Source organism: Photobacterium sp. GSS17 (genome assembly GCF_028621875.1).
GTDB lineage: Bacteria > Pseudomonadota > Gammaproteobacteria > Enterobacterales > Vibrionaceae > Photobacterium > Photobacterium ganghwense.
Genome location: NZ_CP117517.1, coordinates 1,032,765 through 1,049,991, shown reverse-complemented (window position 1 = coordinate 1,049,991; position 17,227 = coordinate 1,032,765). Strand labels below are relative to the sequence as shown.

General features: G+C 52.1%; 14 protein-coding genes. 4 read left to right on the top strand and 10 right to left on the bottom strand.

Annotated elements, in window-relative coordinates:
* Positions 1-10 precede the first annotated feature (10 nt).
* Genes menC through PGW97_RS04725 form a run of 4 tightly spaced genes read right to left on the bottom strand, consistent with a single transcriptional unit; the run spans position 11 to position 4,895 of the window.
* On the bottom strand, positions 11-985 hold the full coding sequence (menC, locus tag PGW97_RS04740; protein ID WP_273858967.1) for an o-succinylbenzoate synthase: 975 nt from the start codon (positions 983-985) through the stop codon (positions 11-13).
* A complete protein-coding gene (gene menH, locus PGW97_RS04735) occupies positions 978-1,850 on the bottom strand; it encodes a 2-succinyl-6-hydroxy-2,4-cyclohexadiene-1-carboxylate synthase (protein WP_047887570.1) in 873 nt (290 codons plus the stop codon). The genes menC and menH overlap by 8 nt, the downstream gene beginning before the upstream one ends.
* Entirely contained in the window at positions 1,834-3,546 is a 1,713-nt protein-coding gene (gene menD / locus PGW97_RS04730) for a 2-succinyl-5-enolpyruvyl-6-hydroxy-3-cyclohexene-1-carboxylic-acid synthase (RefSeq protein WP_273858965.1), read from the bottom strand. The genes menH and menD overlap by 17 nt, the downstream gene beginning before the upstream one ends.
* A complete protein-coding gene (locus tag PGW97_RS04725; protein ID WP_273858964.1) occupies positions 3,543-4,895 on the bottom strand; it encodes an isochorismate synthase in 1,353 nt (450 codons plus the stop codon). The genes menD and PGW97_RS04725 overlap by 4 nt, the downstream gene beginning before the upstream one ends.
* Before the next feature lie 448 nt (positions 4,896-5,343).
* On the opposite strand from PGW97_RS04725, the gene PGW97_RS04720 reads away from it, so the two are divergent.
* From PGW97_RS04720 to PGW97_RS04710, 3 genes are all read left to right on the top strand, one after another.
* Positions 5,344-6,558 carry a pyridoxal phosphate-dependent aminotransferase gene (locus PGW97_RS04720; protein ID WP_047887567.1) on the top strand — a complete coding sequence of 405 codons (1,215 nt, stop codon included), beginning with the start codon at positions 5,344-5,346 and terminating at the stop codon, positions 6,556-6,558.
* 205 nt (positions 6,559-6,763) lie between these two features.
* Positions 6,764-7,348, top strand: a complete 585-nt coding sequence (gene yfbR, locus PGW97_RS04715) for a 5'-deoxynucleotidase (RefSeq protein ID WP_047887566.1) — start codon at positions 6,764-6,766, stop codon at positions 7,346-7,348.
* Positions 7,348-8,730 (top strand): anti-phage deoxyguanosine triphosphatase, encoded by a 1,383-nt coding sequence (locus PGW97_RS04710; RefSeq protein WP_273858961.1) that lies wholly within the window; start codon positions 7,348-7,350, stop codon positions 8,728-8,730. Before yfbR ends, PGW97_RS04710 begins: the two co-directional genes overlap by 1 nt.
* A 118-nt stretch (positions 8,731-8,848) precedes the next feature.
* On the opposite strand, the gene PGW97_RS04705 is transcribed toward PGW97_RS04710, so the two are convergent.
* Entirely contained in the window at positions 8,849-9,565 is a 717-nt protein-coding gene (locus PGW97_RS04705) for a tRNA-uridine aminocarboxypropyltransferase (RefSeq protein WP_217391116.1), read from the bottom strand.
* Between the two features lie 10 nt (positions 9,566-9,575).
* Between PGW97_RS04705 and rrtA the strand changes: the two genes are divergently transcribed.
* Positions 9,576-10,139 (top strand): rhombosortase, encoded by a 564-nt coding sequence (gene rrtA / locus PGW97_RS04700; RefSeq protein WP_273858959.1) that lies wholly within the window; start codon positions 9,576-9,578, stop codon positions 10,137-10,139.
* Between the two features lie 164 nt (positions 10,140-10,303).
* Here rrtA and PGW97_RS04695 read toward each other — a convergent pair whose 3' ends face one another.
* The 5 genes from PGW97_RS04695 to clpX all read right to left on the bottom strand — a co-directional run bounded on the left by PGW97_RS04695 (position 10,304) and on the right by clpX (position 17,156).
* Positions 10,304-10,597 carry a ComEA family DNA-binding protein gene (locus PGW97_RS04695; RefSeq protein WP_047887563.1) on the bottom strand — a complete coding sequence of 98 codons (294 nt, stop codon included), beginning with the start codon at positions 10,595-10,597 and terminating at the stop codon, positions 10,304-10,306.
* A 148-nt stretch (positions 10,598-10,745) separates the two neighbouring features.
* Positions 10,746-12,635: a peptidylprolyl isomerase gene (gene ppiD, locus PGW97_RS04690; RefSeq protein ID WP_273858956.1), complete on the bottom strand. Its 1,890-nt coding sequence runs from the start codon at positions 12,633-12,635 to the stop codon at positions 10,746-10,748.
* 252 nt (positions 12,636-12,887) lie between these two features.
* A complete protein-coding gene (hupB, locus tag PGW97_RS04685) occupies positions 12,888-13,160 on the bottom strand; it encodes a nucleoid-associated protein HU-beta (protein ID WP_047887561.1) in 273 nt (90 codons plus the stop codon).
* 213 nt (positions 13,161-13,373) lie between these two features.
* A complete protein-coding gene (gene lon / locus PGW97_RS04680; protein WP_047887560.1) occupies positions 13,374-15,746 on the bottom strand; it encodes an endopeptidase La in 2,373 nt (790 codons plus the stop codon).
* Between the two features lie 129 nt (positions 15,747-15,875).
* Positions 15,876-17,156, bottom strand: a complete 1,281-nt coding sequence (gene clpX / locus PGW97_RS04675; protein ID WP_047887559.1) for an ATP-dependent protease ATP-binding subunit ClpX — start codon at positions 17,154-17,156, stop codon at positions 15,876-15,878.
* Positions 17,157-17,227: the final 71 nt, after the last annotated feature.

The following is a 17,227-nucleotide window of genomic DNA, read 5'->3' as shown; positions in this document are numbered from 1 at the left end:
TGCGTTCTCACTATTGGTGCCAGGCAACCGGACAGGCATTCAGTGGTGTCACCGGCAGTTCACAGCCAGGCCAGGCCACTTCCAGTTGCATCTGGAATAATTGCATGGTGTCCAGTCCCGGAATAACATCAGGCGTCTGCCAGGCAGCCAGACGAGCCAGTTGATTCAGTCCCAGGCTGGACTCTAAACTTGAGCTAATCACTGCGGTCAGGCCAACTGCATGGGCCTGCTCAATCAGCGACAAACATTTTTGCACGGAACCCACCAGCGTGGGTTTGATGATAATCGCGGCGACGCCAGGCTCGGCTTTTACTTCAAAGCCCGGATCACGCACGGTTTCATCCCAGGCGATATCAATACCGGTTTCATGAGCGAAAGCCAGACTTTCTTCCGGTGTCTGACACGGCTCTTCCAGAAAGGCAATTTGCGCACGATGTGCTGGTGCCACATACTTGGCAAACTGCCGAGCTTTCAGCGGGGTCCACTGCCGATTGGCATCAAGTCGCAGACGCAGTCCGGGAATGGCCTCGATAAACATATTCGCCACCATGCCATCTCGTACCGCTTCATACAGCCCGACTTTAATCTTAGCGATCTTCTCGCCCGGCATCTGATTTAATGCCACCACCAATTCATCCGGGTCACCACTGCAAAGCGGCGCCACTTGGTAGTTACCCTCATCCGGCAACATCCCCATCAGTTCCATCTCCGCCATACTCAGGCCAAAAGCGACCGATGGTAATGCGTCGGACAGGCACAATGCTTTCCCGCTCACCCAATCAGCCAGTAATGCCTGAGCCTGCTGGCCGGCTTCTTCGGAACTTTCCAGACTGAATTCAGGCAACGGCGCAATTTCACCGTAGCCCGTTTTATCTCCGTCTTTCATTTCCACGATCCAGCCGTCACGGGTAACCAGACGCTGGTTACGTAAAATAACACCGGAGTCCATAGGGAGTTGGTACTGATAGAGTTTCGCGCTACGCATCGTTTCCTTCCACTTGTCGAATCTGATTGAGGATTTGCCTGATTGCCGTAGCGACGCTGTCGGGTTGTTCGGCATGGGCATTGTGCCCGGCCTGTTGAATCACCGTCAGAGATAATGCCGTTTGTCTCGCCAATTGCCGGAATTTGTCGTCCTGCTCACCGCACAGGTAATGAACCGGAACGGATAATCTCATCAGGTCAGACAATAACTGGGGTTGTTTTGCCAGCGATGTTGCCAGCATCATATGTGCTACAGCTAAACCAAGGTTATCACTGCGTTTAGCAATTAAACTTTGTCTTTGGTCATGATTTAATGAGGAAAACACCGGCTGCTGATACCAGTCAGCCAGTGCCTGTTCAATCGGCTCTTGGGTAAAACGTTTTGCCCAGCGCTGATCATTGTGCCAGCGTGCTGCCCGCTCGGATTCCGGCAAGCCGAAATGCCCGCCTTCCAGGATGATCCCCGCCAGCTGCCCGTGACACTTGACGTCGCCGGACTCCGCCCCATTGCGTGAATCGGCGACGAGGCTGTCAGAAGGACACATGGCAAGTTGGCTCTGACAAGCATGATACATCGCCAAACGCGCGCCCAGCGAGTAGCCCACCAGCACATAGCGACCAATTCCGCGCGCTGCCAACGTCTCGTTAAGCTGTGCATTGGCCTCAGCAAAGTCTGCAACCTGAATAAATCGACTGTGACCGTGGCCTGGCAGGTCAACGGTCACACAGGAGTAGAAAGGGGAAACGGCATCGACGACCCGACGCCAGTCCCGCCCGTTTCCCAGCAGCCCATGCAGGAAAACGAGCGTTGGGGTGGCTGATGGTTCAGCGCCCCCGGCCTGAAAGGTTTCAGAGTAGAGCGGCATCACGCACCTCAGCAAACAGCGCTTTTACCAGCGCCCCGCTTTCGCCCGGTGGCGTTTGTACTTCAATCAGGGTTGCCCCCTGAGTCGTCAGTCCTTGGCGGCAGGCCTGCTCTGCTTCTGCCAACGTGGTAGGACTGGCATAGTCAAGCCCGAACATGGCAGCCGCGTGACGAAACGACAGGCCGTGTGGCATCCGGTACAAGCTCTCTTTCTCACTTTCCGGTACCGGCAACAAATCGAAAATTGCCCCGCCATCATTGTTGGTCACCAGCACAACCACAGGTGCCGTGGCTTTGGCAAGCAACGCCAGCGAGTTGAGGTCGTACAGCAGTGACGTATCCCCAATCAGGCACAGTAACGGAGCCTTTCTTCCTCGCTGTACGCCTGCTGCCGTGGCAATCAGCCCGTCAATACCGGAAGCCCCGCGGTTAGCAAAGGTGGCGATATCCGACATTTTGGCACACATATCCAGCAGACGAACAATCATGCTGTTACCAAGGAAAAGCTCGGCACCTTCCGGCAGCCAACGGGTCACATTCGCCGCCAGACTAAGCTCATTTAATGCATTCTGCTGGCCGATAATCCGATGGAGCCGCTCTGATGCCCCCTTGAGAGCATCAGCCCAGCCGTGATGCTGAGGATCACAGTCGGCCCGCAACACCGCCTGGCTGAATGCCGAAATATCCGCCTGAATGCGACGGGTGCAGCGATAGCTTGGGTCAAGCGGTACCGCTAATGGGTCCACCAGCCAGTAATGCTGCCACTGATGCAGGTCAATCCAGTGCGCCAACCGTTTCGAGACCAGGCGACCGCCAAACTGCAGCACAACTTGTGCTTGTGACAACAACGCTGAACAGTCTGCGTTTTGCAGCCAGACATCAAAACCAGCCCACTCACTGTCGCCACAGGCCTGCGGGTCAGCCAGAAGAGGCCATCCCAGTTGCTGCGCCAAAGTCTGAACCAGCGCATATTCACCCGGGGCGAGCCGACCGGCAATCACAACGCCTTTTTGGTTCGCACATTCCTGCCATGACAGCGCAATATCATCGCCGCGGAAAACCTGGTTGTTTTGGTATTGTGTGTAAGGCTCTGCCGACGTCTGCCAGAAAGAGAGCGGTGCCAGATAGGCAGAAAAATCCTCTGAACCACCATACAGCGGTTCCGGATAATGACAGTTGAAGTGCACCGCCCCCGCACGCAGTGCCTGCTGATACATCACTTTATCAATGGTCGTCAGCAGCCAGGCAGGATTGATTTCCAGTGATGGGGTCGGCAGCTCCTGAAATTCGGTGACATGACTGGAGAAAATGCCGTGCTGGCGAATCGCCTGATTAGCTCCACATTCGATCAGCTCTTCAGGCCGATCGGAGGTGAGCAGCACCAGCTTTTCACCGGTCAGTCCGCTTTCAGCCACTGCCGGCAACAAATTAGCGACCGCGGTTCCCGAAGTCACAATCACAGCGACCGGCTCTAAAGTCGCTTTAGCCAGCCCCAGTGCCATAAACCCGAGTCCCCGCTCATCAAAATGCGTGTGCAGGGTGAGTTTGTCATTGGCCGCGGCGGCCAGCGTCAGAGGGGTGGAACGCGATCCCGGAGCAATACACACGTGGCGTACGCCAAGACGGGTCAGTTCTTCAAGCAGCAAGCCAGCCCAAAGCTGATTGAGGGCGGCACGATATGCCGGAGGTTGATTCATGCCGTTTTCCGCTCTTTTTCCAGACATTGTACTGAGGGTATTGATGTCGCATCACAGTCATCCGACGCCTGCAGCAAGCTGCACAGGGTCGAGGTTTTTCTGTCCAGCTCCTGCCACTCACTGTCAGCGGTCGAGCCCGGCACAATGCCGGCACCGGCAAACAGGTGCAGGTCATCCCCCATGATCAGGGCGCTGCGGATCGCCACACAGAACTCAGTACGTTCACGACTCAGAAAACCGACCGAGCCACTGTACCAGCCACGGGCAAACGGCTCATGATCCTGAATAAACGACAGTGCCTTATCGCGCGGCAAGCCGGCGATAGCGGCGGTCGGCTGCAGGCTTTCCAGCAGATCCGCGTTATCGACGCTGGCTTTCAGGCGGGCATCAATCCCCCGCTTCAGGTGCTGCACCTGACGCAGCCGAATCAACTCCGGGGTTTGGGCGACCGTCATGCTCTGACAGCAATCGCGCAGGCGACTGACAATGTCATCAACCACCAAGCTGTTTTCATAACGGTTTTTGCTGTCTTCCAGCAGCCAGCGGGCTAGCTGGTTATCCTCCGACGGGCTCTGTCCCCGCCCAATGGTGCCGGCCAGAGCTTCCGTGTGCAGGGCTTCCCCCTGACGCAAAAACAGGCGTTCCGGTGTCGAGCCGACAAAACAGTGTTTGGCGTCCAGCGCCATCAGGAAATGAAAACTGTGTCGGTTATTGGCACGACTGGCTTTCAGAAGCTGAGCCGGCGCAACCGGCCGATCCAACGTCAGTGTGGTTTTACGTGCCAGCACGACTTTTTCGAATTCGCGCTGGGTAATGGCGTCGAGAGCCTGATCAATCATGGCAGACCAGCCATTAAAATCAGGCGTAAACGTACGCGCCAGAATTTTACTCTGGATATCGGCGACCGGTGTCGCTTCCGTACGGATCTTACTCAGCGTAGCAAGAACGGTTTCTTCCTGCTCAGGCGTCACATTGACAGCCAGTTGCCAAGTGTCATCCTGACGGCTGAGCTCAAGCACCGGCAAAAAGAAAAAAGAAGATAAACAACGCTGATTCCGGGAGGTACGTCCGTCAAAAGACCGACCGCCCCAAATTCGCTGCTGGGAAGCCAGTACCTTTTCTGCCGCTTTAGGATCGGTAAAGGTCTTGATCTGGCCCAGAGCCACAACCTCTTCCCGGCTGTCACGCGCTTGCCAATAAAACTTCGGAAACAGTGGCTGAGATTCCAGCCAGTCAATCAGATCAGTCTCAGCCGGCAGATCCAGCTGTACTGTAAAACGTTGGGCGTGATCAGCATTGTGTCGAATTTTCTGCTGCAACAACGCAACGGCATGTTGTAACGCGGTCAAGGTAACCTCACTCAGCTCGCAAGCGCTTGTAAAGGCTCATCCATGGCTGATAGTAACACGGCTAATTGATTAGCATAATTATCCCGGAATGGGTGGCGGGGTATCCCTGTTAAGCCCGTCATTTTTCCCTATCCTGAATCACGTATTCTACCCCAGATAACCTATTCTGACTAATAAAGTCATGATTTAACACGTTCCTTCACATTCCGTCACAACGTTAACATTGGTGACGAAAAATCCAGCGATTCCTTTCTTTGTAACATAATATTCTGCCGACAGAGGGAAAGCAGCGTCATTTTTGACTTCAGGCAGGGTATTCCACCTATTCGACCAGAATTTAATTATATGAAACTCTATATTTCGCTATTTTTACCTGTAGGGTATTTATTTTCTGCTTCTTCATAGTGTAATTTGTGGATATTCACATTATCAAACAGGGTACCTATCAATGCACAATATTGGGATGTCATCCAAACTCAATAATGTCTGTTACGACATCAGAGGGCCTGTCCTCAAGCATGCCAAGCGTATGGAAGAGGAAGGACATAAAATCCTCAAACTAAACATTGGCAACCCGGCCCCGTTTGGTTTTGACGCCCCGGATGAAATCCTGGTTGATGTGATCCGTAACCTGCCGACATCGCAGGGTTACTGTGACTCAAAAGGTATCTACTCTGCCCGTAAAGCCGTCGTGCAACACTACCAGAAGCGTGGTCTACTGGATCTGGATGTAGAAGACGTTTATATCGGTAATGGTGTTTCAGAGCTGATCGTGATGGCCATGCAGGCTCTGCTCAACAACAGTGACGAAGTTCTGGTGCCGGCACCGGATTACCCGCTGTGGACAGCCGCTGTCTCATTGTCAGGGGGGAAAGCCGTTCACTATATCTGTGACGAAGAATCAGACTGGTACCCGGACCTGGACGACATTCGCAGTAAAATCACGCCCAATACCCGTGGTATTGTGCTGATCAACCCGAATAACCCGACAGGTGCCGTTTACAGCCGTGACTTCCTGCTGGAAGTGGTGGAAATTGCCCGCCAGAATAAGCTGATCATCTTTGCCGATGAGATTTACGACAAAATCCTGTACGAAGGGGCTCAGCATACTTCTATCGCCCCGCTGGCTCCGGACGTGTTCTGTGTGACGTTCAACGGCCTGTCTAAATCCTACCGCGTCTGTGGTTTCCGGGCGGGTTGGATGGTGCTGTCCGGTCCGAAACACCTGGCAAAAGGCTATATTGAGGGGCTGGAAATGCTGTCCTCGATGCGTCTGTGTGCTAACGTACCGATGCAGCACGCGATTCAGACGGCACTCGGTGGCTATCAGAGCATTAATGAACTGATCCTTCCGGGAGGCCGCCTGTTAGAGCAGCGCGACAAAGCGTACGATCTGCTGACCTCAATTCCGGGTGTGTCGTGTGTGAAACCTAAAGGCGCCCTCTATCTGTTCCCGAAACTGGATCAGAAGAAGTTCAACATTATTGACGACCAGCGCATGGCGCTCGACTTCCTCACGCAGGAGAAAGTTCTGATTGTCCACGGCACCGGTTTTAACTGGCCGAAGCCAGACCACTTCCGTCTGGTGACACTGCCGCGGGTTGATGACCTGGAAATGGCGATGGGTCGCCTCGAACGCTTCCTGCACGGTTATCGTCAGTAACCGGATCATCCGAGCTTTCCGCCGGTTTATACGTAGCGTTTGATCTCACAGTGAAGCCCCGATTATCGGGGCTTTTTTGTATGTCCTTCGGGATCATACGCAACGCGACCCCCATCACCGCGCATATCAGGAAGAATTCTGTTCCTCTGGTGAATATTTCTGTTACTTTTAAAACGTTAGCCTGAATTCCCCAAGAAGTACCGATATGAAACAAAGTCACTTTTTTGCCCACCTTGCCCGCATGAAACTGATCCAACGCTGGCCACTGATGCGTTGCGTTGAAACAGAGAACATTTCAGAGCACAGCCTGCAAGTTGCTTTTGTCGCCCATGCCCTGGCACTGATTAAAAACCGTAAGTTCGGCGGGCAGACCAACCCGGAGCGTATTGCGCTGCTTGGCATGTTTCACGACTGCAGTGAAGTACTGACCGGTGACATGCCCACTCCTATCAAGTACTACAACCCGGCCATTGCCGAGGAATACAAAAAAATTGAGCTGGCCGCCGAGAAAAAACTGCTGTCGATGCTGCCGGAAGAATTTCGCGACGACTATGCGCCGCTGCTCGACAGTCAAAAAGTCTGTCAGGAAGATTATGCGATCGTGAAACAGGCTGACAGCCTGTGCGCCTACCTGAAATGCCTGGAAGAGCTGAATGTCGGCAACCATGAGTTTGCGTCAGCGAAAAAGAACCTGGAGCAGACCCTTGCTACTCGCTCAACGCCGGAGATGCAATACTTTTTAGAAACCTTCGTGGAAAGCTTTAACCTCACCCTGGACGAGATCAGCTGATGACCCCGATTACCCTCAATTCGGCTTTCAAGGATATCTGGGAAGCGCGCAAGAGCAACGAACAAAAAATGCGCCGTAATGACCATCGTTCAGCCTACCAGCGTGACCGCGCCCGGATTCTGCATTCCGCCGCGTTTCGGCGCCTGCAAGCGAAAACCCAGGTGCATGGTGCCGGCCACCATGACTTTTACCGCACCCGCCTGACTCACTCACTGGAAGCTTCGCAAATTGGCACCGGTATTGTGGCTCAGCTCAAAATCAAACAGCCGGACTTTCGTCACCTGTTGCCTTCCAACAGCCTGATGGAAAGTCTGTGCCTTGCGCATGATATTGGCCATCCGCCCTTCGGGCACGGTGGCGAAGTTGCCCTGAATTATATGATGCGTGAACATGGCGGGTTTGAAGGCAATGCCCAGACGTTTCGCATTGTCACCCTGCTGGAACCTTACACCGAACACAACGGGATGAACCTCTCGCGTCGTACCCTGCTGGGACTGCTGAAATATCCGGCATTTATCAGCCAGACCCGGGCCACGGAGTTGCCTGCGGATGTGCACCATTTTCGTCACCTGAAAGCCAAAGACTGGTATCCGGCCAAAGGTATCTACAACGACGACAGCGAATTACTGCACTGGGTACTGGAGCCGCTTTCGACTCATGACCGCGAACTGTTCAGCCTGATGCGGGCAGAGCGCTGCCATCCCCGGGAGCACCTGAAAACCCGGTTCAAGTCGCTGGACTGCTCCATCATGGAACTGGCCGATGATATCGCATATGGCGTACATGATCTGGAAGATGCCATTGTGATGGGAATTGTCACTCGAGAACAATGGCAGGAAGCCGTTGCCAGTCGATTGGCCGATTGCGGCGAACCCTGGCTGGAAGAGCGAATTGGTTTACTCAGCGAGCAGCTGTTCGGTACTCATCACCAGCGTAAAGATGCCATTGGTGCCATGGTCAATGCGTTGCTGACGTCCATCCATATCGCGCCTGCGATTCAAAATGGCATCGACAGTTTTGAAAACCCGCTGCTACAGTGGAATGCCTTTTTGTCTGAGCCAATGGAGTCTGTGCTGGATGTGCTCAAGCAATTTGTCAGTCAGTACGTGGTGCACAAGCCGGATATCCAGTTACTGGAGTACAAAGGTCAGCAACTGGTAATGGAGTTGTTTGAAGCCTTTGCGTCCGACCCTGAGCGACTGCTCCCGGAAAACACCCGCGAGCGTTGGCGCCAAGCCTACGATCTTGGCCTCAATGATCACCGTATCATCGCCGACTACATTTCCGGTATGACGGATGGATTTGCCCAGCGCCTGTACAGCACCCTGTTCCAGCCAACCTCGGCCGGAAACCTGATTGGAATGGACGGTCAGGGGTTCTGATCCTCCGTCACACATGGGCAGGCTAATTCAATAGCAAAAAACAGGCGCCACAAAACGGTGCCTGTTTTTATGTTGGCCCATTACATAAACCTGCTCGTTGCCGCTATTTACCGGAATCTCAATGGGTGTCTTCGTGTTGGCCTTTACCAGTATCTTGCCGACTGTTTTTACAACTGCCTGTGCAAGTATCGGAGCCAGTCTCTTTATCTGTCACTGTGCCCGAGTAATTACGCTCAAACACACCTTCAGGCATTTGGCGGATCTGGAAATCAATCATCCGGTTAAATACATCGAGCAGCGGAGTGAACTTCTCCGGATCATTTTCAAGTGCCGACAGCGCCAGATATCCGGCTTCTACGGTTGAGACCCCCTGATCTTTCGGGGACTTGCGAATACGGTAGTTGCCTTCCGCCGCCATATCGAGCGCTACCGTTGGCAGCTGGCGTAAATTAGCAGAAAGCTGCCACATCTTATACGCTTTCTTCCAGGTACCATCCAATAAGATCAAGGTACGGCGCTGAGGGCTAACCGATGATTCTGGCTGAGACGCCAGTTGGCTGATTGGCCAAGCCCCTTCCCCTGGGTAGACAACCCAGGCTTCCCGATCCGGCTCTGCCAGCAGAGCATTGATTTCAGCGTGTCCGGAAAAGTCTTCGCCCACCCAAAGCCGGGCATTAGGCAGTGACAAGGTCAGAATACGCGCCGTACCAATTGCCCGTTTTACTTCAGACGGGTGTTGTAATATCCACAACTCAGTTTTAGCATCAAGGACTTGAATCCAGCGGCAAATACAGGCCTTTCTGGCTTTACCGCACTGTTCACAATATCGACTCATAGGGGTTAACTTGTCTGTTCGTTTTTTTATCATCCTTGCGATCAGTTTCCTGGCACTGGCACAGCTGCCAGTGATTCAGCCTGTCCTTGACTGGCAACGCAATGCTATCGACCACGGTGAGATTTGGCGACTGATTACGGGAAATCTGACTCATACTAACTGGCCACACATGATAATGAACAGTCTGGCGTTGGCAATTATAACTTTCATTTTCCGCCGCCATCTCACCCCAGCAATTCTGCTGAAACTGATTCTGGGGCTGTCCTGCTGTGTCGGATTATCACTGCTTTGGTCTGACATGAACCGATATGCAGGATTATCCGGTGTGTTACACGGGTTGTTCGCTTGGGGGGCTATCCGAGATATTGAGCAGGAAGACAAAAGCGGTTGGTTACTGCTTGCTGGAGTCACCGCTAAAGTACTGTGGGAACAATGGTTTGGTGGTTCAGCCAGTTCAGCAGCCCTCATCAATGCCCGGGTTGCAGTAGAAGCACACCTTGCTGGAGCTGTGGCAGGCACAATCTGGGGGACTTGCCACGTATGGACCAAAAGGCACTGGCTTCGCCGTTCCTGAAGCCATCTGCATAAAGATAACTACACTTTCGGCATAGCCAGTACCTGATTTGATTAAAGACAGCCGTTAACTACACAAAGCAATATGTTGTCTGCGGAGTCGGAGAAGCCTACTGAATCTACGGAGAAGCTCTCGGCTCTACACCGTAATTCAGATACGCCATGTTAAAGCTGAATACGGTCACGATTTTTGTCCACCGTCGCCGGCCCAATCCCCTTCACTTCAGAGAGTTGCTCAATCGATTCAAACTGACCATGTGTATCACGGTATTCGATGATACTGACAGCTTTCTCAGGCCCTACACCCAGCAAGAGTTTGTCCAGCTCTTCGGCATTCGCCGTATTGATGTTGACCGTAATTTCAATGCCTTCATGCTTGTTGTCATTGGCTTGTGCCATACCCAGCGGCAGACCGGCAACAACTACGGCCAGTACCAGTGCTTTCAACGTCGTTTTCATTATGATCTCCTAAAAGAACAGTCGTAGCAGGATTTGCTCTGCATAAAATGAAAAACTCTCGCCGCACCGTAAATCGAAATGCGTTTCCACCAGTCCAAAAAACGACGGGCCGCACAAGGCGGCCCGTCGATGAACTTATTAGTTACAATTAGTTTGCAGTTGAATCAACCGCGCTGTAACTCACTTCTGAGGTATCACGCAGCACTTGCAGGGTTGCCATCACATCTTGTTGTGCCAGCATCTGCTCAAGCTGTGTTGCCAGCTGGTTGTTAGTCGCGACCGAAGACACATCAGCTTCAATGACTTTATCCAACGCAATCAGCAGGATGTTGCCTTCTGCATCACGGGTAACACCGTAAACAGATTTGCCGTCCTGAGGTTTTGCCAGTGCAAACGCTTCCTGAGCAATCATGCGATCTTCGCCCATGCGTGAAATAGTCTTGGACGCGGAGAACGCCAGACCGTCTTCAGCCAGCATCTCTGTCTTACCGTCACGCAGAGAAGCAAGCAATGCATCGGCTTTGGCCTGTGCCTGCTCTTCGCCTTTCTGTACGGCCAGTTGCTGCTTCACTTTTTCAGAAACATCTTCAAACGGCAGCACCATCTCATCGCGGGAATCATTCACACGAACAACCACGATATGTTCAGGGCCGACTTCAATCACATCTGAGTTCAGACCGTCTTCACGCACTTCAGGGCTGAACAGCGCCTGCAGCACGGCAGGATTTGCCAGAACGCCCGGGGCGTCAGACTGAGAAATGAAATCCGTGGTCTGTACTTTGGCATTAACCGCTTCTGCAGCGTCTTCCAGCGAATCAGGCATTTCAAACGCTTTTTCTGCCAGTGCAGTTTGCAGATCGTAGAAAGCTTCCGCGGCACGCTGTTCACGTACTTCCGCCAGAATTTCATCACGAACATCTGCAAAGGCTTTCACCTGCGGAGCCTTGATATCGTCCAGCTTGATGATGTGGTAACCGAAGTCAGACTCCACAACGTCAGAGATATCGCCTTTCTGCAGGGCAAATGCGGCTTCCTCGAAAGCAGGATCCATCACACCGCGCTCAAACCAATCCAGCTTACCACCTTCCTGACCGCTGAAGGTGTCATCAGAAGATGTCTTTGCCAGCTCAGCAAAGTCAGCACCTGATTTCAACTGTGCCAGCAGTTGCTCCGCTTTTGCTTTCGCTTCGCTGCCTTTACCCTGAACCAGGATGTGACGAGCCAGGCGCTGCTCAGCAGTACCAAACTTACTCTTATGTTCTTCGTAGTAAGCTTTGGCATCTTCATCAGAAACTGTCAGCGTGTTTTTCAGGTTGTCACCAGACAGCTCAATGTACGCTGCTTTCACCTGATCCGGACGCATGTACATTTGAGGATTCTGCTCGTAGAACGCTTTCGCTTCGTCATCGCTGACGTCTACGTTTTTAGTAAATTCCGCAACGTTCAGAGTCAGCGTACGAATATCACGCTGTTGCTGCTCCAGCTTGGTCAGCGCAGTCAGTTCATTGCTCAATGCAAAGTCACTGCCCTGAATCGCAATCAGGAACTGCTGACGCAGCAGATCCGTACGCATGGACTCAGCAAACATATCCGGAGTCATACCGGCGCGACGCAGCAGCATGTTGTACTGTTCGTTATCAAACGCACCGTCACGCTGGAATTCAGGCATGGACAAAATGGTCTGACGTACCTGCGCATCAGAAATACGCATACCCAGTTCTTCCGCACGCTGCTGAATCAGCAGGTCATTGACCATACGGTCCAGCACGTTGCGACGGAACTGCTGTACGTAAGCCGGGTCGCCCATCAGAGTTGAAAAGTAATCACCCAGTTGCGATTGCATGCGATTACGTTCGTTCTGGTAAGCCGTCTCGAATTCGCGCTGGCTGATTTCCTGACCATCAACTTTAGCGGCAAACTGGTTACCGCTGCCAGCCAGGTAGCTTCCCACCCCTGCAAACACAAAAGAAAGAATAATCAGGCCAAGAATAATCTTAACCCAAATGCTGTTTGCGCCTTCGCGCATTCGCTCCATCATAATTTGCCGTATCTCCTACTGATTCGATCTGGCATGTTACACCAACCGGAATAAGCCCAACACAGTTTGCCGGTGTTTCCACCCAGGCTTACCCGTTGAGTGATGAGTAAAGAATGCAAACAGGCCAGAGCCTGAATATCACACCACTTAAAGTAAAAAAGCGCATCGACCCGATGCGCCTTTAGCTTTTACCAAGTTGCCAGCTTTGACAACCAGGAATTTTGTTTGTTCCTACAAACTTGGGTCTGCCCCTTAGTTTACAGAATCTTTCAGCGCTTTACCTGCTTTGAAGCCAGGAACTTTAGCCGCAGCGATCTGGATTTCTGCGCCAGTTTGCGGGTTACGGCCAGTACGAGCAGCGCGCTCACGTACAGAGAATGTACCAAAGCCAACCAGAGAAACCTGATCGCCTGATTTCAGGCTTTCAGACACTGCTTCAATGAAGGCATCCAGCGCACGGCCTGCAGACGCTTTTGAGATATCCGCATTTTCGGCGATTTTGTCAACTAGTTGTGTTTTGTTCACGATCTCATCCCCTCTATGAACATTTCCGCTTGCAGCCTTTTGGCAAACAGTGCATCACGGATAAAAAATACCAGGTCTAATTATATCAAGTCATCGCCCAAATTGGCGCGGAAGCATTGATATTATTGAGCTAACGGCAAATTAGACTTAACTTATAGCCACACAAAAAAACGCTGACAAGGCTTTTTCTCCCTGAAAGCGTTTTTTCATTACTTAACTTTGCTGCATGTCACTGTTTTGAACGTTTACCAGCTCGATGCCTGATGGATTATTCTGAAGCGCCACATTCAGCACTTCATCAATCCAGCGTACCGGACGCACTTCCAAATCCGCAATCACGTTATCAGGAATCTCTTCCAAATCACGCTCATTTTCTTTCGGAATCAGAACGGTCTTGATGCCGCCACGGTGTGCCGCCAGCAGTTTTTCTTTCAAACCACCAATCGGCAACACTTCACCACGCAAGGTAATTTCACCGGTCATTGCCACATCACCACGTACCGGGTTGCCGGTCAGGCTGGATACCAGTGCCGTACACATTGCAATACCAGCACTTGGGCCATCCTTCGGTGTAGCCCCTTCCGGAACGTGAACGTGAATATCACGCTTCTCGTAGAAGTCAGGTGAAATGCCCAGACGCTCTGCTCGAGTACGAACTACGGTCATTGCCGCCTGAATCGACTCCTGCATCACATCGCCCAGTGAACCCGTGTAAGTCAGTTTGCCTTTACCCGGCATAGATTCGGTTTCAATGGTCAGCAAATCACCGCCCACTTCCGTCCACGCCAGACCAGTAACCTGGCCAACACGATTGTTTTCTTCCGCTTTACCGTAGTCAAAACGCTGAACGCCCAAGTAATCTTTCAGGTTAGCCTGATTGATGACCACTTTCTTGGTTTGCGGATTCAGCAGAATCTCTTTCACGGCCTTCCGGCACAGTTTGGAGATTTCGCGCTCCAGACTACGCACACCCGCTTCTCGGGTATAGTAGCGGATAATACCGACCAGCGCCGAATCATCCACTTCCACTTCACCCGGCTTCAAGCCATTACGCTTGATTTGCTTATCCAGCAGGTGACGTTTGGCAATGTTCAGTTTTTCGTCTTCGGTGTAGCCCGACAGGCGAATCACTTCCATACGGTCCAACAACGGGCCTGGAATATTCATGGAGTTAGACGTTGCCACAAACATGACGTCTGACAGGTCGTAGTCCACTTCCAGGTAGTGGTCGTTAAACGCATTGTTCTGTTCCGGATCCAGAACCTCCAGCAGAGCGGAAGCCGGATCGCCGCGCATGTCAGATGACATTTTGTCAATCTCATCCAGCAGGAACAGTGGGTTTTTCACCCCAACCTTGGCCATTTTCTGAATCAGCTTACCCGGCATCGAGCCGATGTAGGTCCGACGGTGACCGCGAATTTCCGCTTCATCACGTACGCCGCCCAGCGCCATACGCACATACTGACGGCCGGTTGCAGCCGCAATAGACTGACCCAGCGAGGTTTTACCAACACCCGGAGGCCCCACCAGACACAGAATCGGCCCTTTCAGCTTATTGATACGAGTCTGAACAGCGAGGTACTCAAGGATACGCTCTTTCACACGCTCCAGACCGTAGTGGTCAGCGTTCAGAATTTCCTCAGCCTTCGCCAGGTTTTTCTTCACTTTAGAGCGCTTGTGCCATGGCACGCTAAGCATCCAATCGATGTAGCCACGAACCACGGTTGCTTCCGCTGACATCGGCGACATCATTTTCAGCTTCTGCAGTTCCTGCTCTGTTTTCTCACGAGCTTCGGCTGGCATCTTCGACTCTTCGATTTTCTTCTTGAGCGTTTCGAATTCATCCGGTGCGTCATCCAGCTCACCCAGTTCTTTCTGGATCGCTTTCATCTGCTCGTTGAGGTAGTACTCGCGCTGGCTCTTTTCCATCTGCTTCTTCACGCGGCCGCGGATGCGTTTTTCCACTTGCAGCAGATCGATTTCCGATTCCATCATCGCCATCAGGAACTCAAGGCGTTCCGTGACATCAACGATTTCCAGCACTTTTTGTTTGTCAGCCAGCTTCAGTGGCATGTGAGCTGCGATGGTATCCGCAAGGCGCGCAGCTTCATCGATCCCGTTAAGTGAGGTCAGGACCTCTGGCGGGATCTTCTTGTTCAGTTTAATGAAACCTTCAAACTGGCTGATAGCGGTACGAACCAGGACTTCCTGCTCGCGCTCGTCCATCTCTTCCGTTACCAGGAACTCAGCATCTGCCACGAAGAATTCGTCATCACGCAGATTTTCAACACGGGCGCGCTGCTGGCCTTCTACCAGTACTTTTACCGTGCCGTCTGGCAGTTTAAGCAGCTGCAGGATCGTGGCAACTGTACCCACGTTGTACAAGTCAGTGATCGAAGGTTCGTCAGTCGCCGCTTCTTTTTGGGCCACCAACAGAATTTGTTTGTTGTCTTCCATTGCCGCTTCAAGGCAACGAATAGATTTATCCCGGCCTACGAACAATGGAATGACCATGTGCGGGTAGACCACCACATCTCGCAGTGGCAGAACGGGGATCTCAAGGCGTTCCGAACGCTCCAGGTTCATATTATTCTCTCTTCCGTTCAATCTCTTTACTGAGTATATGGGGGCAAGGGAGCAAGATTCAACGGGATAACGTACAGAAAATAAAAAAGGAGGCGAAAGCCTCCTTTTTTTATCCAGACTGGACAGAAATCACTCAGCACCTGCTGCCTGACTTTCTGTGTTCTCATAAATCAGCAGAGGCTCAGATTCGCCCTTAATCACTGATTCATCAATCACAACCTTGCTGACGCCTTCCGCAGACGGCAGTTCGTACATGGTATCCAGCAGTACCGCTTCCACGATTGAACGCAGACCACGCGCACCGGTTTTACGTTCCATCGCTTTACGTGCGATAGCCACCAGCGCATCCTCACGGAACTCAAGCTCAACGTTTTCCAGCTCAAGCAGTGCGGCGTATTGTTTGGTCAGGGCATTCTTCGGCTCACGCAGAATCTGAACCAGTGCATCTTCATCCAGCTCGTTCAGGATCGCAGTGACCGGCAGACGACCGATGAATTCCGGGATCAGACCGTATTTCACCAAATCTTCCGGCTCAACCTGCTCGAACAAGTCGCTCAGAGTACGGGTTTCGTCTTTCGAGCGGACATCCGCGCCGAAACCGATACCGGTGCCGGTTGCCACACGCTGCTCAACCACTTTATCCAGGCCAGCAAACGCACCACCACAGATAAACAGAATCTTGGATGTATCAACCTGCAGGAATTCCTGCTGCGGGTGCTTACGACCACCTTGTGGCGGTACAGAAGCCACCGTGCCTTCGATCAGCTTCAGCAGAGCCTGCTGAACGCCTTCACCCGACACGTCGCGTGTAATCGACGGGTTATCGGACTTACGGGAAATCTTGTCAATTTCATCAATGTAAACAATACCGCGCTCTGCTTTAGCAACATCGTAGTCACATTTTTGCAGAAGCTTCTGAATGATATTCTCTACATCTTCGCCCACATACCCTGCTTCCGTCAGAGTGGTGGCGTCAGCCATTGTAAATGGCACGTCAAGCATGCGTGCGAGGGTCTCAGCCAGCAGTGTCTTACCACTACCCGTTGGACCAATCAGCAAAATGTTACTTTTGCCAAGCTCAACCCCTTCACTGTTGGTGTCACCATTGCGCAGGCGTTTGTAGTGGTTATATACCGCTACCGCCAGTACTTTTTTCGCATGGTCCTGACCAATCACGTATTCATCCAGGTTTGCACGAATTTGCTGTGGTGTCGGCAGTTCGCTACCTTCTCGCTTAGGCATCACTTCTTTGATTTCTTCGCGAATAATGTCGTTGCACAAATCAACGCACTCATCACAAATATAAACAGAAGGGCCTGCAATCAGCTTGCGAACTTCATGCTGACTTTTACCGCAGAAAGAGCAGTACAGCAGTTTTCCACTACCGCTCTCTTTTCGCTTATCTGTCATTCGCTAACCTCTTTTCGGGTTTTACCCCATCATTGCCTTGTTTTGAGTGTATAACAACTCAGGTTGTTTTG